This window comes from Brenneria goodwinii (assembly GCF_002291445.1).
GTDB lineage: Bacteria > Pseudomonadota > Gammaproteobacteria > Enterobacterales > Enterobacteriaceae > Brenneria > Brenneria goodwinii.
This window is the reverse complement of sequence record NZ_CP014137.1, coordinates 393,125-407,875: the sequence shown is the minus strand read 5'-3', so window position 1 is coordinate 407,875 and position 14,751 is coordinate 393,125. Positions and strand designations below refer to the sequence as shown.

At 47.8% G+C, this 14,751-nt stretch carries 15 protein-coding genes; 1 reads left to right on the top strand and 14 read right to left on the bottom strand.

The window, feature by feature from the left end; all coding sequences use genetic code 11:
• Positions 1-14: 14 nt before the first annotated feature.
• The 7 genes from ACN28R_RS01965 to pdeH form a co-directional block, all read right to left on the bottom strand.
• A complete protein-coding gene (locus ACN28R_RS01965) occupies positions 15-419 on the bottom strand; it encodes a CpaD family pilus assembly lipoprotein (RefSeq protein WP_072065945.1) in 405 nt (134 codons plus the stop codon).
• 42 nt (positions 420-461) lie between these two features.
• Positions 462-1,817 (bottom strand): type II and III secretion system protein family protein, encoded by a 1,356-nt coding sequence (locus tag ACN28R_RS01960; RefSeq protein WP_220701789.1) that lies wholly within the window; start codon positions 1,815-1,817, stop codon positions 462-464.
• The gene (gene cpaB, locus ACN28R_RS01955) at positions 1,807-2,745 is read right to left on the bottom strand and encodes a Flp pilus assembly protein CpaB (RefSeq protein ID WP_095833408.1); all 939 of its coding nucleotides are present in this window, start codon (positions 2,743-2,745) and stop codon (positions 1,807-1,809) included. Before cpaB ends, ACN28R_RS01960 begins: the two co-directional genes overlap by 11 nt.
• A gap of 85 nt (positions 2,746-2,830) precedes the next feature.
• Entirely contained in the window at positions 2,831-3,358 is a 528-nt protein-coding gene (locus tag ACN28R_RS01950; protein WP_095833407.1) for an A24 family peptidase, read from the bottom strand.
• Positions 3,359-3,372: 14 nt separating this feature from the next.
• On the bottom strand, positions 3,373-3,558 hold the full coding sequence (locus ACN28R_RS01945; protein ID WP_222103763.1) for a Flp family type IVb pilin: 186 nt from the start codon (positions 3,556-3,558) through the stop codon (positions 3,373-3,375).
• A gap of 716 nt (positions 3,559-4,274) precedes the next feature.
• Positions 4,275-5,789: a sensor domain-containing protein gene (locus ACN28R_RS01940; protein WP_095833406.1), complete on the bottom strand. Its 1,515-nt coding sequence runs from the start codon at positions 5,787-5,789 to the stop codon at positions 4,275-4,277.
• Positions 5,790-6,612: 823 nt separating this feature from the next.
• Positions 6,613-7,404 (bottom strand): cyclic-guanylate-specific phosphodiesterase, encoded by a 792-nt coding sequence (gene pdeH / locus ACN28R_RS01935; protein ID WP_072065848.1) that lies wholly within the window; start codon positions 7,402-7,404, stop codon positions 6,613-6,615.
• A gap of 349 nt (positions 7,405-7,753) precedes the next feature.
• On the opposite strand from pdeH, the gene ACN28R_RS01930 reads away from it, so the two are divergent.
• Positions 7,754-8,014, top strand: a complete 261-nt coding sequence (locus ACN28R_RS01930) for a YfhL family 4Fe-4S dicluster ferredoxin (RefSeq protein ID WP_048637837.1) — start codon at positions 7,754-7,756, stop codon at positions 8,012-8,014.
• A gap of 2 nt (positions 8,015-8,016) precedes the next feature.
• Here the strand turns inward: ACN28R_RS01930 and acpS are convergent, their stop codons facing one another.
• From acpS to lepA, 7 genes are all read right to left on the bottom strand, one after another.
• Entirely contained in the window at positions 8,017-8,397 is a 381-nt protein-coding gene (acpS, locus tag ACN28R_RS01925) for a holo-ACP synthase (RefSeq protein ID WP_048637836.1), read from the bottom strand.
• Positions 8,397-9,128, bottom strand: coding sequence for a pyridoxine 5'-phosphate synthase (gene pdxJ, locus ACN28R_RS01920; RefSeq protein WP_048637835.1), 732 nt, complete (start codon positions 9,126-9,128; stop codon positions 8,397-8,399). Before pdxJ ends, acpS begins: the two co-directional genes overlap by 1 nt.
• Before the next feature lie 80 nt (positions 9,129-9,208).
• Entirely contained in the window at positions 9,209-9,946 is a 738-nt protein-coding gene (gene recO / locus ACN28R_RS01915) for a DNA repair protein RecO (protein ID WP_095833405.1), read from the bottom strand.
• 11 nt (positions 9,947-9,957) lie between these two features.
• Entirely contained in the window at positions 9,958-10,863 is a 906-nt protein-coding gene (gene era / locus ACN28R_RS01910; RefSeq protein WP_048637833.1) for a GTPase Era, read from the bottom strand.
• Positions 10,860-11,540, bottom strand: a complete 681-nt coding sequence (gene rnc, locus ACN28R_RS01905) for a ribonuclease III (protein WP_048637832.1) — start codon at positions 11,538-11,540, stop codon at positions 10,860-10,862. The genes era and rnc overlap by 4 nt, the downstream gene beginning before the upstream one ends.
• A 285-nt stretch (positions 11,541-11,825) precedes the next feature.
• Positions 11,826-12,785 carry a signal peptidase I gene (gene lepB, locus ACN28R_RS01900; protein ID WP_095833404.1) on the bottom strand — a complete coding sequence of 320 codons (960 nt, stop codon included), beginning with the start codon at positions 12,783-12,785 and terminating at the stop codon, positions 11,826-11,828.
• 16 nt (positions 12,786-12,801) lie between these two features.
• The gene (gene lepA / locus ACN28R_RS01895; protein ID WP_048637830.1) at positions 12,802-14,601 is read right to left on the bottom strand and encodes a translation elongation factor 4; all 1,800 of its coding nucleotides are present in this window, start codon (positions 14,599-14,601) and stop codon (positions 12,802-12,804) included.
• Positions 14,602-14,751 lie beyond the last annotated feature (150 nt).

Sequence of the window (14,751 nt, the reverse complement as noted above, 5' to 3'; positions counted from 1 at the left end):
TGTTCGTATCCGTTTTAATCGCTGGTTTTCTCTGTGGACTCGGTTTCCCGCAGTGGTTCAACTTTATTTTCGCGATAGCGTGTTACCGACAGCGCCGCCGCATCCGCCTGCATACCGCTATACCGCCGCGGCGCCGCCAGATCCTGCGGACGCGCCAGGCTAACCGCCAGATTGGTGTAAGTCGCGCAGCCAAACGCGATCCGCCAGCGATCGTTATCCCGCCAGTCACGCTTAGGTTGCAGCATGCTCTGACAATCCGGGGGAACCGCCACCCACGCTTTACCTCGCTGTTGCAGCTTGATAGAGGAAACATCCGGCATACCGTCATTATCCTGCTGCCATGAGCTACAGCCGGCCAGCACGCCTATCGCCCCGCCGATAAACAGTAAAACGAGATATCGACGCAGTTCGCTAAACATAACCATCCTCATACTCCCTTTGGTATCTGCGACAGTGAAGCGCTAATAGACAAAACCGGCCGATCCCGTCAAACGGGGAACCTTATTCTGCAAAGGATCGACGCCGGTCTTTTTATTCACGATATATTCGATATCGGAATTGGCTCTCATGCTATCCAGCGGTGTCGCCAGTTGGTTGGCGGCGGTCGGACGCACCAGATACGGCGTCACAATAACCACCAGTTCGCTTTTATTGTTTTGATAATCCGAAGAGGAAAACAACTTGCCCAGCACCGGAATAGAGCCCAGGCCGGGAACTTTGGAAAGCACATCGCTGACGTTGTTCTGTAATAACCCGCCGATGGCGAAACTCTGCCCGCTGGCCAGCTCAACCGTGGTTTCCACCCGTCGCACGGAGATGCCGGGAACACTCAGCCCATCCACCACAATGCTGTTATTGGTATCGATCTCGCTGATTTCAGGACGAACCTTGAGACTGATGCGATCGTCCCCCAACACTGTGGGAGTAAAATCGAGCGCGACGCCAAACGGTTTGAATTCGACGGTGGTGGTATCCGACTCCTGTCTAACCGGCACCGGGAATTCCCCACCGGCCAGGAAACTGGCGGTTTGACCGGAAACCGCGGTCAGGTTGGGCTCAGCCAGAATACTGATCAGTCCCTCTTGATCTAACGCGTCAACCATGGCCTCAACCGAAGTACTGCCCGACTTGAACCCGCCGATGACACCATAATTATTGGAGGCGCGAGTATAGGTCGTTACGCCTGTAGTTGTGTTGGTTGAAGCAAAATCCCTTAATCCCCCCAATCCGAGCAGGAAGTTCCCCGGACTGGAAAGCACTTCCCAGTTCACCCCCAGTTGTTGCGTGACCGAACGCGACACTTCGGTGACCCGAACCCGCAAATGCACCTGCACCGGGCTGGCGATCGCCAACTGGTTAAGCAGCTCATCTTTCTCACTCAGATAGGGACGAATGGTACGGGCAATCGCCTCAGCCGTTTCAGCGTTAGGCACCTGGCCAGCCACCATGATCGAACCTGGCGACGAGGTCAGCGTCAGACGCAGTTTCGGAAAACGCTGGCGTAATGTGGTTTGTACCTCAGACAGATTATGCCTTACCACAATGGTACGCCTTGCCAGTTGCTTACCGGCGCTATCCAGTATGTACAGCGATGTGGTGCCCACTCGTTTGCCCAACACCAGCACCGAGCCGGGCGTCGGCGACTGAACATCGGCGATATCCGGATCGGCCACGAATACCGACGCCATATCGCCGGATACGTTAATCAATTCTCCCGCGCCAACGGACAGCGTCATCGCTTGCGTCTTAACAGACACGCCCAATAATAAGCCGGCCAGCGCCAGCACCAACATATGCCATGAAATTCTAGCGAGCATAGGTGTCAAACTCCTGTTCCTGACGTTGACTGCCGCGCATGATGATCACCCGTTGTGATCGCGGCGGAGTGATTTTCCCTTCCGAATCTGATGCTGGCGCCCCATGTTCTCCGGCACCTAACGCGCGGGAAACATCGCCGCCCCAAACCGGACGACTTTCCTTACCGCGAGTACTGTCCCACGCCACGACCGAGGCCGTTGCGTTCAGCGCATCATCCTGATCTCCCGCATCCCGATCTTTCAACGCAAAACTGCGTAGCGCCATGGAGAGATTGCCCAACTGTGCCGCCACGGTAACGGCTTCGGCGGCACGTGGCGCCACCTCGACGGTTACTGTTCTGGCGCGGTTGGCTTTACCGTTATCCTCAGTCTGGCGCTGGATACTCGACCCCACGGCGATGATGCGCACCCGCTCCACCACCGTTTCACTCACCACCTGCCGCGTATTGCTGTTGTGATTGTTTTCCTGCTGGTTCAGCTTCTGGGTCAGAATAATATCGACAAAATCCCCCGGCTGAATCAGTCCGGCATTGCCGGAAACCTCATCCACCGGCACGGAAACGGCGCGCATGCCCGGCTTTAATACCGCAGCCAGAAAACCCGGGGCATCGGGGCGGATAACATCGCTGTCCAGAATCAGCGCGCCGGTTGACAACGGCTTGCGCACCAACGCGCCATTGAGATTGGCGCTGGTACTGCCTTCACGCAGCGCACCTTTAGGCTCTTCTCCCTCGGAGTAGGCTTTCCAGCTCAGATCCCCTTCGCGCAGCAGCAATCCGGCCGGCAAATCGGCAGCGGCAACGCGTACTTGCACCTGCTTTTCCTGCGGCGCGGCAGCATTCTGACTACTGACAAACCAGATGCGGGCAACCGCGGCCAGCATTGCCGCCGCAAGCAGAATTAAGGCAAATTTCAATACTGAAGACATCAACAGGCCACTCCCGGCTTGATGATCAGATGGCTGAAGAAAGCGACCTGTCGTTAACAAAACCTACGGTCGGATGGAAGATGGGCTAAGGCATTAAACCCCAGCCATGGCTGATTAACGCCGTTATCCCTCCGGCCACCAATGCGACGCCATAAGGCACCCCGCGCCGCGCCGACAGAACATAGCCAGGCGACAAGGGCTGTTTTGTAGCTGGAATATCAGACGTAACTTGCGGCGTTCTATCCGCCAGCAGGTCCGCCAGCCATCCGGCAATGCCCAGCAGCGCACCCACCAGACCGATCGCCACCAGTACGGAGGCCGCCGACTGCGGCCCCGCCCACAACATCACTACCACGCCCAACTTGACATCGCCACCGCCGATGCCGCCGCGTAAAAAAGGCAACAGCAACAGCAGAAAAATAACGATGGCGAATAAACCGTGAATAGCAAATTGAACCCAATTCAATTCCTGAATCCAGGCATAAATAGGAAATAACAGAGCGTAATAACCTATCCAGCGGTTAGGCAAACATCGTCGCGTCAAATCGGCACGCATTAATAGCCCGAACAGGGCTATTAATAACGCGGTAATAATTAGCTTTAATAAAAGCATTAATAACAATTAAACTATTTTTCGTTAACCTGAGTCACAACCTTAGTACCCAGATTATCGAATGCTGTTTCAAGCTTGGTCCCAAACTTGCCAAGAGCAGCGACAACCACAACTACAACTACACCTGCCAGAATGGCATATTCCAGAGCCGATACGCCGCGCTCATCCTTCTTTAATGACTTAAATAATTTACGTATCATTTTTCATTCCTTAAAAATTAATATTAGTTAAAAAATATCCGCACACAATCAACCCGCACCGCTGGGTAAATAATTCAACAGAGCGCCGGATCAGATTATTTGCTTATACTTAATGCCCAAGGGTAATAATGAAATTCCCCTTATGTTACCCTCTCAAGACAAAGCGAATCCTAATCTAAATTCGGGACTTAACTCAATAAATTTGAGTTAAGTTTTTATTAAAATTTGATGAACATCACAAATATATGCAAGACAAAATGAAACCATTATGCTATTAACGAAACAACTTACATGCAAACATTACATTAGAAATATTTAATAATTATTAACAAACATAACTATTTTAGCGTCAATGAGAGACAAGGGATTCACCTTATACCCGACTATATACACGGATAATGACACGATTCTTACTATGCCCTATATATAGTGAAAATTTATTCAATTTAGTTCCCTTCGACACCAGTAATATCTATAATTCATATCAACAACGTTATCTTTGATGCTGCCGCAATAAACGTTACGGCAACAATTAAGTTAAAAAGCACATTAATAATTTCATAGCATGGAAAAGAGGGATTTCCCCAAGCTATACTTATGAACGAATTCTATCTGATACCGAAACCGCACTGCGGTACCAGAAATAAACATTATGATGATATATAGATAGGTATATTAATTTAAAATTAATGCTTTTGATTGCTATTATTGCATTACTAACGATTATTCAAATCATGATAAATTTGCGTCTGACTACGCCCCATCGCTTTCGCCTGATACATTGCCGAGTCAGCATTAATGGCGAGTGTTAAAGAATCCGTGCCATGCTCTGGATAGAGCGCAATCCCGATACTACAGGAGATATCCATTTCCTTCCCTTCAATAAAAAAGGGTTTATTTAACGCATGATGAATTTTTTCAGCAACGTACAACGTGTTATCCACCTCCTTGATGCCTTGCAACAGAATAATGAACTCATCGCCACTGCGCCGATACACCGTATCTGAGTCTCTTACGGCTTCACGCATACGCGCTGCCGCCTCTTTTAATAACAGATCGCCGACGGCATGACCGAAGGAATCATTTATCTGCTTAAATTTGTTAAGATCGAGAAACATCAACGCAATCTTTCTGCCTGTTTGCTTAGACAGCAATATAGCTTGTTCCATTTGTTCAGCAAACGTTAAACCGTTCGCCAACGACGTTAACGAGTCATAATGCGCCAACTGTCGATAGTGCTCTTCACTCCGTCGCAGCATATCAATAGCGCGATAGCGTTCTATGGCGATGGATATTAATTGCGCCGACTTCTCAATCGAAAATATTTCTTCCTCATTAGGTACATACACCTTGCGGTGATAAACGCTTAATACACCTAATACCTCTTTGTTCTGCCCATAAATAGGTTCGGACCAGCATGAGCGTAAACCAGCGTACAGAGCCAGCCCCTTATGCAGAGACCAGTCAGGATGGACGGAGATATCATCTGTTATCACACGTTTTCCGGTATAAGCCGCCGTCCCAAATGAAGCGATACCATCTGCAATCTTAACATTATGAATAGCATTTTTATAAAAGCCGGGCAGACTGGGCGCAGACCCTAAGGTCAGGCATTTTTTTTCTTTATCAACCAGCAACACCGAGCAGACGATACGACCGGGATTTTTCTCTTCCACACTAAATATGATTGCATCAAGGATGTCTTTTAACGGCGCCCCACTCGATAAAAGCTCTAATGCCCGGTTATAGGAATTATCGTGGTGCTCCTGGATTTTTCTCTCCGTGATATCAAGCTTAACCCCGACGTATTGCGTTGAATCATTGGTCTTATTATGAATCTTGGCAATATTGGCCTTTTCCCAAAACAACTGTCCATCTTTTCGACGGTTAACAAATTCGCCGCTCCAAACTTCCCCTCTTTTCAAAGTGGACCAAAGATCTTCATAGACACTGGCGTTAGTCATACCAGAGCTTAATATATTCGTTTTTTTGCCAATCACTTCATCGGGCATATAGCCAGACATGGCGACAAACTGACGATTGACATAAACAATTTCACAGTTTTCATCCGCAATCATAATGGAAGCGGGGCTATATTCCGTTGCAAAGAACATCATGTTCAAAAAATCTTGTTTTTGCTGCTCTGCGTTCAACTTTTTCTTAATTTTTCTATTCTTTATAGAAGCGTACAATAGCAGCAATGACAATATGGTTATTATAATTTCATACACAATAACACTCTCCTCAGGCCCGAGAGGTCCTGATCGTGCAAGTCACAGCATAGGCAACAAAAAAAACCGATAACAGCCACTTTCCCTGACCCTGCTGTTTTGCAAGAGAATCGGCACATTTCCGGAGAGCAGAAAGGATAAAAGAAAAAATGCGCCAGACGACCAGATGATTCAAAAACATAGGAACATCAACATAAAAACCCCGCATATCACTGTGTGCAAATGAGGTCTACAAACCTCAAAAAAGTGTTTTAATTTAATATTAGTAATGCTTGCGTTATAAGTTTCTCTAATGGAATTAATAAATATTCTATGCCTAGCATTGAGGTACATTTTGACCATCAATCTCCCGTAATCAAATCAATTATACCAATAGATATCATTATTTTAATCAGAAAAATCTATCGTAATGCAATTTTCGATCGTTCATAACAAACATTGATTTTTTTATTATTTAAAATCAATACATTAAACAAACCCAAAAAACGATTAACAATATCACCAAACACGATTACTATTAACACAATAGTCAGATATTAATTCCATAAATAAATTTATTAATAAAATAAATCACTAAAAATAACAACATAATTAGCACAAAGAAATAAACTTAACAAAATTAACAAAGCAATATATGTTTTATAATCATAAGAAATTATTATCACTAAGCACCTATCATTTCGCACGGTCGACAAAAAATTAAATAAATTAATGTAATTAAGAGAGGAAATAAAAGATCAATAAAGAAAGATTTAGAGTGGATTGTGCTTGGTATTGTAGACACACCATTAAATGTTAATAAAAATAGATAGCTCTATTTTATTTAGAACTCTGTTTTTAGCGCCTCAAAGTTATCAAATGGTTGGGGACGAGAAAGATAATATCCTTGTGCGGCATCTGCGGAGGAAGACTTAACAATAGCCCATTCTTCCTGCGTTTCAATTCCTTCGATAACAACATAATTACAAAAACGGGCAAGTAAAGTGATTAACGCCGGAAAAACCTCACGACCTTCCCCACTTTGCTGCAACAAAATAAAGAGCTCACGGGCAACTTTGATACAGTCATATTGCGCTAGCATTAATGAGGAAAAATTTGCTACTCCGCAACCGAAATCATCCAGCCATAAGGTTTGTGCTTCCGGGAGTTTCGTTAATGCCTCTTTTGGCAATCCTCCTTGATTCTCCACCATTTCAAAACGGATCCATGGCATGGAAGAGATAAGACGCTTCGCTTCGTGGCTCTTCTGTAAAGCAAGCAGCGTCATACCATCAATATTGACTGACGCTAGCAGATCATCACGGATGAAGCGCAAGCTCCAATGCGATAAAAGCTGCAACTGTTCCACAATAATCCGTAAGCGCTCTTCGACATTGATATTGGCAAAGTATTTTTCGGGAGAAATTGGTTTTTGTGGCAACGTTGGGGAAAAAACTGAGGTTAACAACTCAATAGCCATAAGTTTACCTGATGTTCGGTAAATTGGCTGAAAGGTATACCGCCGTTGGCATTGGCTCCAGTAATCAGAATCCAATGGTTCAGCATCCCCTTGCTGAGAAAATAATAGCCCAAACTGATTAACATTCCCTTCCTGCTGCACTATGAGTTCCGCCATTAGACTGACATTGTTAATTATTAAAAACTACATCATACAGGTTGCATCGTTACCGACGACCCAGGCACAAACTTTATCGGCAATACAGAGGCTCCATGCTCATATTACAATGAGAACATGAAGATCAACATCATAATTAACTTAATTTGATTTTTAAATCAACAGATTAAAACCATGTAACCGCGGCCATATCAGTCGATATGTATAGTCTAAAGGATAAATTCAAAAACAATTTAACGAACAGATGGCCATTTTACCCCGTAACTTCGCACATCAATCACAGTTGCAGGTGTTTAAACGGCCTTCAGCAGGTATAATCTGCGCCCTGTTTGTAAGGTAGAAGATTATCATGGCGTTACTTATCACCCATAAATGTATCAATTGTGACATGTGTGAACCGGAATGCCCAAACCAGGCTATATCAATGGGAATGGACATCTACGAAATTGATGCAACACGTTGCACAGAGTGTGTCGGACATTATGACACGCCGACCTGTCAGAAAGTGTGTCCGATCGACAATACCATCATCAAGGATCCCGAACATCAGGAAGGCCATGATCAACTGTGGGAAAAGTATGTGTTAATGCACCACGCGGACAAACTCTAAGCTTAACCCTCGATAATTACCGTCGCGCAGGCATAACGTCGTTCATCAGCTAATGTGACATGCACATGCTTTACCCCCATGCGGGCAGCCAATTCGGCTGCTTTGGCGAAAAAGCGCAGACAGGGTTTCCCCAGTTCGTCGTTAAAAACCTCAAACTGGGCAAAAGCCAATCCATTGCGAATTCCGGTGCCAAAAGCCTTGGCCGCCGCCTCTTTTACGGCAAAGCGTTTGGCGAGAAAGCGAACCGGCTGCTGATGCTCCTGGTATTGCAACCACTCGCTTTCTGTCAGAATACGACGAGCCAGTCGTTCTCCTGAACGTTCGATCACAGATTCGATACGGGCAATCTCGACGATGTCCGTCCCGAGTCCAAGGATCGCCATTAGCGACGAGCTTCCCGCATCAGCGCTTTCATTTCAGCCACTGCGCCGCTCAATCCGCTCATGACCGCGCGTCCGATGATTGAGTGACCGATATTCAGTTCATGCATTTCCGGCAAAGCCGCGATAGGTTGTACATTGTGGTATGTCAGGCCATGACCCGCATTCACTTTTAACCCTTTGCTTGCCGCATAGGCAGCGGCTGTCTGGATACGTTCAAACTCATGCCGGCGGGCCTGTTCATCAACGGCATCCGCATAGGCGCCGGTATGAATTTCAATATAAGGCGCGCCACAGGCGACAGCCGCATCGATTTGTTTTTTATCAGCATCAATAAACAGAGAAACCTGAATTCCCGCCTGACGTAATTTGGCAACGGCATCGTTCATTTTTTCCTGCTGACCGGCAACATCCAACCCGCCTTCGGTTGTCACTTCCTGACGTTTTTCAGGCACCAGACAGCAAAAGTGGGGCTTCAACTCACAGGCAATATTCACCATTTCCTCGGTCACTGCCATTTCCAGATTCATACGCGTTTGAATGGTTTTTCGCAGAATACGAACGTCACGGTCGGTGATATGGCGTCGATCCTCACGCAGATGCACCGTAATTCCGTCCGCGCCCGCTTGTTCAGCTAAAAACGCCGCCTGGACAGGATCAGGATAAGAAGTACCACGGGCATTACGAAGGGTTGCGATGTGATCAATATTCACGCCCAACAACAGCTCAGACATAATAAATCCTCGATAAAATAATGCGTATTACGAGGCAGTTTACACCGATGAGCGCATTTCTGGGTACAGTGGAAGCAGGATTATTTATCTGAAGACGGGGTTTTAGGTAAATCAGACCTGGGTACGAACTGGCGGAACAGTTCACGGCTTTTCAGCGGCTTACCGCCGATGTAAGGTTTTAACGCAATACGCGTAAAACGCTTGGCTGCCCGCAACGTTGCTGAATCGGGAAATTCACGTGACGCAAGCGCTCGCAGTTCATAGCCGGTAAAGCTATTGTTATCGACGATCAGGCTGGCGACAAACCCCTTCTCTTCACGATACCGGTAGGTCATGGTATCAGCCACCGGCTCGCCGCTTCCCGCGCAATGCAGAAAATCCACCCCGTACCCCAGGTTTCCCAACAAAGCCAGCTCAAAACGACGCAGCGCCGGCTCGGGCGATGCATGCTGAGAAGCTAGCTGTTGCAAGCAATTGAGATAATCAAAAAAAAGCGCGGAATAGTTGGTTTCATGTTCAAGGACGCGGGCAAGCAACTCATTTACGTATAAACCGCTATAGAGCATGATGCCGGTAAGAGGAAGCGCCAGCGATACTGGCTCGGCATTACGCAGGGTTTTCATTTCCCCGCGGCCGCTCCAACGGACCAACAGCGGCGTGAATGGCTGCAAACACCCTTTTAGGCTGGAACGTCGCGCCCGGGCACCCTTCGCCAGCACCCGAACCCGACCGTCACTCTCACTGAACAAGTCCAGCAATAAGCTGGTTTCGCTGTAAGGCCGCCCATGTAAGACAAATGCGCGTTGCCAGCCTTCCATCGGCTTCAGCCTTACGAATCTTCACTGTAACCCAGGCTGCGCAGAGCTCGTTCGTCGTCCGCCCAACCTGATTTCACTTTTACCCATAATTCCAGATGAACTTTGGTTTCAAACATTTCTTCCATGTCATGGCGCGCTTCAATGCCGATCGTCTTGATCTTGGAGCCTTTATTCCCGATCACCATTTTCTTCTGGCCTTCGCGCTCCACCAGAATCAGACCATTAATGTCATAGCCGCCACGTTCATTGGTTGCGAAACGTTCAATTTCCACCGTCACTGAATAGGGCAATTCCTCTCCCAAAAAACGCATCAGCTTTTCACGGATAATTTCCGAAGCCATAAAACGCTGAGAGCGATCGGTAATATAGTCTTCTGGGAAATGATGTGCCGCCTGCGGCAAATGCTTACGCACAATGCTGGCGATCGTATCCACGTTCGTGCCCTTCTCCGCCGAGATCGGCACCACATCCAGGAAATTCATCTGCTGGCTAATAAATTGAATATGCGGCAACAGCTTGGTTTTATCCGTTACGTTATCCACTTTATTGATCGCCAGAAGAACCGGGTGTTTCTGGTCGCGCAGTTTGTTCAGAACCATTTCATCATCATCGTTCCAGTGCGTACCTTCCACGACAAAGATAATCAGCTCAACGTCGCCGATAGAGCTACTGGCCGCGCGATTCATCAGGCGGTTAATTGCCCGTTTTTCCTCAATATGCAGCCCAGGGGTATCCACATAAATGGCCTGATACGGCCCTTCGGTATGAATCCCCATAATACGGTGCCGCGTCGTCTGGGGCTTACGCGACGTAATAGAAATTTTCTGCCCCAGCAGCTGATTCAATAATGTAGATTTACCGACATTAGGCCGACCGACAATGGCGACAAAACCGCAGTATGTCTGTTCTTCGCTCATTCAAGCTCCAGTTTTTTCAACGCTTGTTCTGCCGCAGCCTGCTCAGCCTTCCGGCGGCTTGAACCGGTACCGACTACCGATTCACTAAAACCACTCACCTGACAGTGAATAGTAAACTCTTGATCGTGCGCCTCGCCACGAACCTGAACAACCAGATAGGTTGGCAGCGGCAAGTGACGCCCTTGCAGAAACTCCTGCAACCGCGTTTTAGGATCTTTTTGCTTATCGCCAGGGCTGATTTCAGCCAGGCGACTTTGATACCAATTCAGGATCAATCGCTCAATAGTCTGGATATCACTATCGAGAAAAATACCGCCGATCAATGCTTCTACCGTATCGGCCAGAATAGAGTCACGACGGAAGCCCCCACTCTTTAACTCTCCGGGCCCCAGGCGCAGACACTCGCCCAATTCAAATTCCCGTGCGATTTCAGCCAGAGTATTGCCGCGAACCAACGTCGCCCGCATCCGGCTCATATCTCCTTCATCGACCTTGGGGAAACGATGATACAGAGCATTTGCGATAACAAAACTCAGAATGGAGTCGCCCAGAAATTCAAGTCGCTCGTTGTGCTTACTACTGGCACTCCGGTGTGTCAGGGCTTGCAACAAAAGTTCGTACTGCTGAAAAGTATAGCCCAGCTTTCTTTGTAAACGGTTTATTAGGATGGGATTCATGTGTTACCAATAGATCAACAATGCGTCAAAAACAACAGCACACGGAACAGCCCTGCTTTGCTAATATCAGCTATACACGTCATGTTTCAATTTGCAGAGGCGAATCCGCTTATTGACAGGCTTATCGGGATGCGTCCCGTTACCGCCGTCCTGCATATTGAAATCAATGGGGTATTCAGCCAAAACTGTTTCGTTTGCACAGGCCCCCGACCGGGAGCCCACGTTCATATCTGGAAATATTCTACAACGCGCAGCATAATAATGCTGCGTGTTTATTATCATTGATTAATGAATACTGCCAATACGGCTCAACCGAACCCCGGTAGGCCATTCGCCCTCTTGTTTTTCAAAGCTCATCCAGATTGCTGTTGCTTTGCCAACAAGATTTTTTTCCGGTACAAACCCCCAATAACGGCTATCCAGGCTATTATCGCGGTTATCACCCATCATGAAGTAATGACCGGTCGGTACGACCCAGGTGGCGAGCGATTGTTGCGACTGCTGATAATATCCGCCGAGCTGATCCCGCACTCCCGGAACAATCAGAATATTATGCGTCACATTACCCAACGACTCTTTACGTATTTCCATACGCACGCCATCGATTTTATTTTCACCAACCGGAATTTGATAAAACCCGCTGCGGGATTCCAATTCAGGCTGATTAAATGTCTGAACGAAATCGCTGGGCTGAACATTATTATAGGTGACTGCCAACGCTTTATCACACGATTGCTGACCATCGCAATCCGGTTGAATCGTAACCTGCTTAGTTAAAGGGTTATAACTGACGCGATCGCCCGGTACACCGACCACTCGCTTGATAAAATCAACCTTGGGATCGGATGGATATTTAAATACCGCAATATCGCCACGCTTCGGATGACCCGTCTCAATGAGGGTATGCTGAGTGAAGGGCTCTTTAATCCCATAGGCATACTTCTCCACCAGAATGAAGTCACCAATCAGTAACGTCGGCATCATTGAACCGGATGGGATCTGAAACGGTTCATAGATAAATGAACGCACAATTAAAACCAGCGCGACGACGGGAAATACCGAAGCGACCGTTTCAACCCATCCTGGTTGTGCAACGGCTTTTGATAATTCGGCGCTGTCCGCCGCTTCGCTTGATGCCGCAAATTTTTTCCGGCGCGCGGGTGCCCACACAAAGCGTTCAAAGCACCAGACAATTCCCGTGATTAGCGTTACCAACGCCAAAATTACGGCAAACATATTGGCCATGCCAACTCCTCAGGATTTATTTGTTGTCTTTGCCAACGTGAAGAATAGCCAGGAAGGCTTCCTGCGGTAATTCAACGTTGCCTACCTGCTTCATACGTTTCTTACCGTCTTTCTGTTTCTGCAACAGTTTTTTCTTACGGCTGACGTCACCGCCATAACATTTCGCCAGTACGTTCTTACGCAACTGCTTAACGGTTGAGCGGGCAATAATGTGATTACCAATAGCCGCCTGAATGGCGATATCAAACTGCTGGCGAGGAATAAGATCTTTCATTTTTTCCACCAGCTCGCGACCACGATACAGTGAATTATCCCGGTGAGTAATCAGAGCCAATGCATCTACTCGCTCGCCATTGATGAGAACATCAACCCGCACCATGTCAGAGGCCTGAAAACGCTTGAAATTGTAGTCCAGCGACGCGTAACCGCGAGAAGTCGATTTCAGCCGATCAAAGAAATCGAGCACGACTTCCGCCATCGGAATTTCATAGGTCAGCGCAACCTGATTACCGTGATAAACCATGTTGGTCTGTACGCCGCGCTTTTCAATACACAGGGTAATAACGTTGCCCAGATACTCCTGCGGCAGCAACATATGACATTCGGCGATAGGTTCACGCAATTCCTGAATATTATTCAGCGGCGGCAGTTTCGATGGGCTATCGACGTGAACGATCTCGTGGCTGGTCGTTTCAACTTCATAAACAACCGTAGGCGCGGTCGTGATCAGATCCAGGTCATATTCACGCTCCAGCCGCTCCTGAATGATCTCCATGTGCAGCAGCCCCAGGAAACCACAGCGGAAACCAAATCCCAACGCCGTCGAGCTTTCCGGCTCATAGAACAAAGAGGCGTCATTCAGGCTCAGTTTACCCAGCGCATCGCGGAAGGCTTCATAATCGTCGGAACTGATGGGGAATAATCCGGCATAAACCTGCGGTTTGACTTTCTTGAACCCCGGCAGCGCTTTTTCCGCCGGCTGGCGGGCCGACGTCAGCGTATCGCCGACTGGCGCGCCCAGAATATCCTTGATGGCGCAAACCAGCCAGCCGACCTCACCGCAGTTGAGCACGTCGCGATCAACCCGCTTCGGCGTAAAAATCCCCAGACGGTCGGCGTTATAAATCTGACCGGTACTCATTACTTTTATTTTGTCACCTTTGCGCATCGAACCATTCTTAATGCGCACCAGTGAAACGACCCCCAGATAGTTATCAAACCAGGAGTCGATAATCAGCGCCTGTAACGGCTCATCCGCACTTCCCTGCGGCGGTGGAACATCCCGCACCAGACGTTCTAATACTTCAGGCACGCCGACACCGGTTTTAGCCGAGCAACGCACCGCATCCGTGGCGTCAATGCCAACAATATCCTCAATTTCCTGGGCAACACGATCTGGGTCAGCGGCAGGCAAATCAATTTTGTTCAGTACCGGTACAACTTCCAAATCCATATCAAGCGCGGTGTAACAGTTCGCCAACGTTTGGGCTTCGACCCCTTGACCAGCGTCAACCACCAATAAAGCCCCTTCACAGGCAGCCAGTGAACGGGAAACTTCATAAGAAAAGTCGACGTGTCCGGGCGTATCAATGAAGTTTAGCTGATAAGTTTGACCATCCAGAGCTTTGTAATCCAGCGTCACGCTCTGCGCTTTAATCGTTATGCCGCGTTCGCGCTCCAGATCCATTGAATCCAGAACCTGCGCAGCCATTTCACGTTCGGTTAAACCACCGCAAATCTGGATAATGCGGTCAGATAACGTCGACTTACCGTGGTCGATATGGGCAATAATGGAGAAATTTCGTATGTGCTTCATTATAAAAATTTTTCTACCTTGATATTCCTGGAATTCTTGCCGATGGGCATGCGCATTAGGTGAAAACAACCGCGACGAGCTTCCACCTGAACCGCTGCATTCTACATGCCGAGCGCATGAAAACCTAGTCATGTCCGGCGCATTACCCCT

Excerpts from the sequence above, each read along its gene's own strand:
- recO (WP_095833405.1), bottom strand. The coding sequence starts at position 9,946 with ATGGAAGGCTGGCAACGCGCATTTGTCTTACATGGGCGGCCTTACAGC.
- pdxJ (WP_048637835.1), bottom strand. The coding sequence starts at position 9,128 with ATGTCTGAGCTGTTGTTGGGCGTGAATATTGATCACATCGCAACCCTT.
- rnc (WP_048637832.1), bottom strand. The coding sequence starts at position 11,540 with ATGAATCCCATCCTAATAAACCGTTTACAAAGAAAGCTGGGCTATACT.
- ACN28R_RS01960 (WP_220701789.1), bottom strand. The coding sequence starts at position 1,817 with ATGCTCGCTAGAATTTCATGGCATATGTTGGTGCTGGCGCTGGCCGGC.
- ACN28R_RS01965 (WP_072065945.1), bottom strand. The coding sequence starts at position 419 with ATGTTTAGCGAACTGCGTCGATATCTCGTTTTACTGTTTATCGGCGGG.
- ACN28R_RS01930 (WP_048637837.1), top strand. The coding sequence starts at position 7,754 with ATGGCGTTACTTATCACCCATAAATGTATCAATTGTGACATGTGTGAA.
- cpaB (WP_095833408.1), bottom strand. The coding sequence starts at position 2,745 with ATGTCTTCAGTATTGAAATTTGCCTTAATTCTGCTTGCGGCGGCAATG.
- ACN28R_RS01945 (WP_222103763.1), bottom strand. The coding sequence starts at position 3,558 with ATGATACGTAAATTATTTAAGTCATTAAAGAAGGATGAGCGCGGCGTA.
- ACN28R_RS01950 (WP_095833407.1), bottom strand. The coding sequence starts at position 3,358 with ATGCTTTTATTAAAGCTAATTATTACCGCGTTATTAATAGCCCTGTTC.
- pdeH (WP_072065848.1), bottom strand. The coding sequence starts at position 7,404 with ATGGCGGAACTCATAGTGCAGCAGGAAGGGAATGTTAATCAGTTTGGG.
- acpS (WP_048637836.1), bottom strand. The coding sequence starts at position 8,397 with ATGGCGATCCTTGGACTCGGGACGGACATCGTCGAGATTGCCCGTATC.
- era (WP_048637833.1), bottom strand. The coding sequence starts at position 10,863 with ATGAGCGAAGAACAGACATACTGCGGTTTTGTCGCCATTGTCGGTCGG.
- lepB (WP_095833404.1), bottom strand. The coding sequence starts at position 12,785 with ATGGCCAATATGTTTGCCGTAATTTTGGCGTTGGTAACGCTAATCACG.
- lepA (WP_048637830.1), bottom strand. The coding sequence starts at position 14,601 with ATGAAGCACATACGAAATTTCTCCATTATTGCCCATATCGACCACGGT.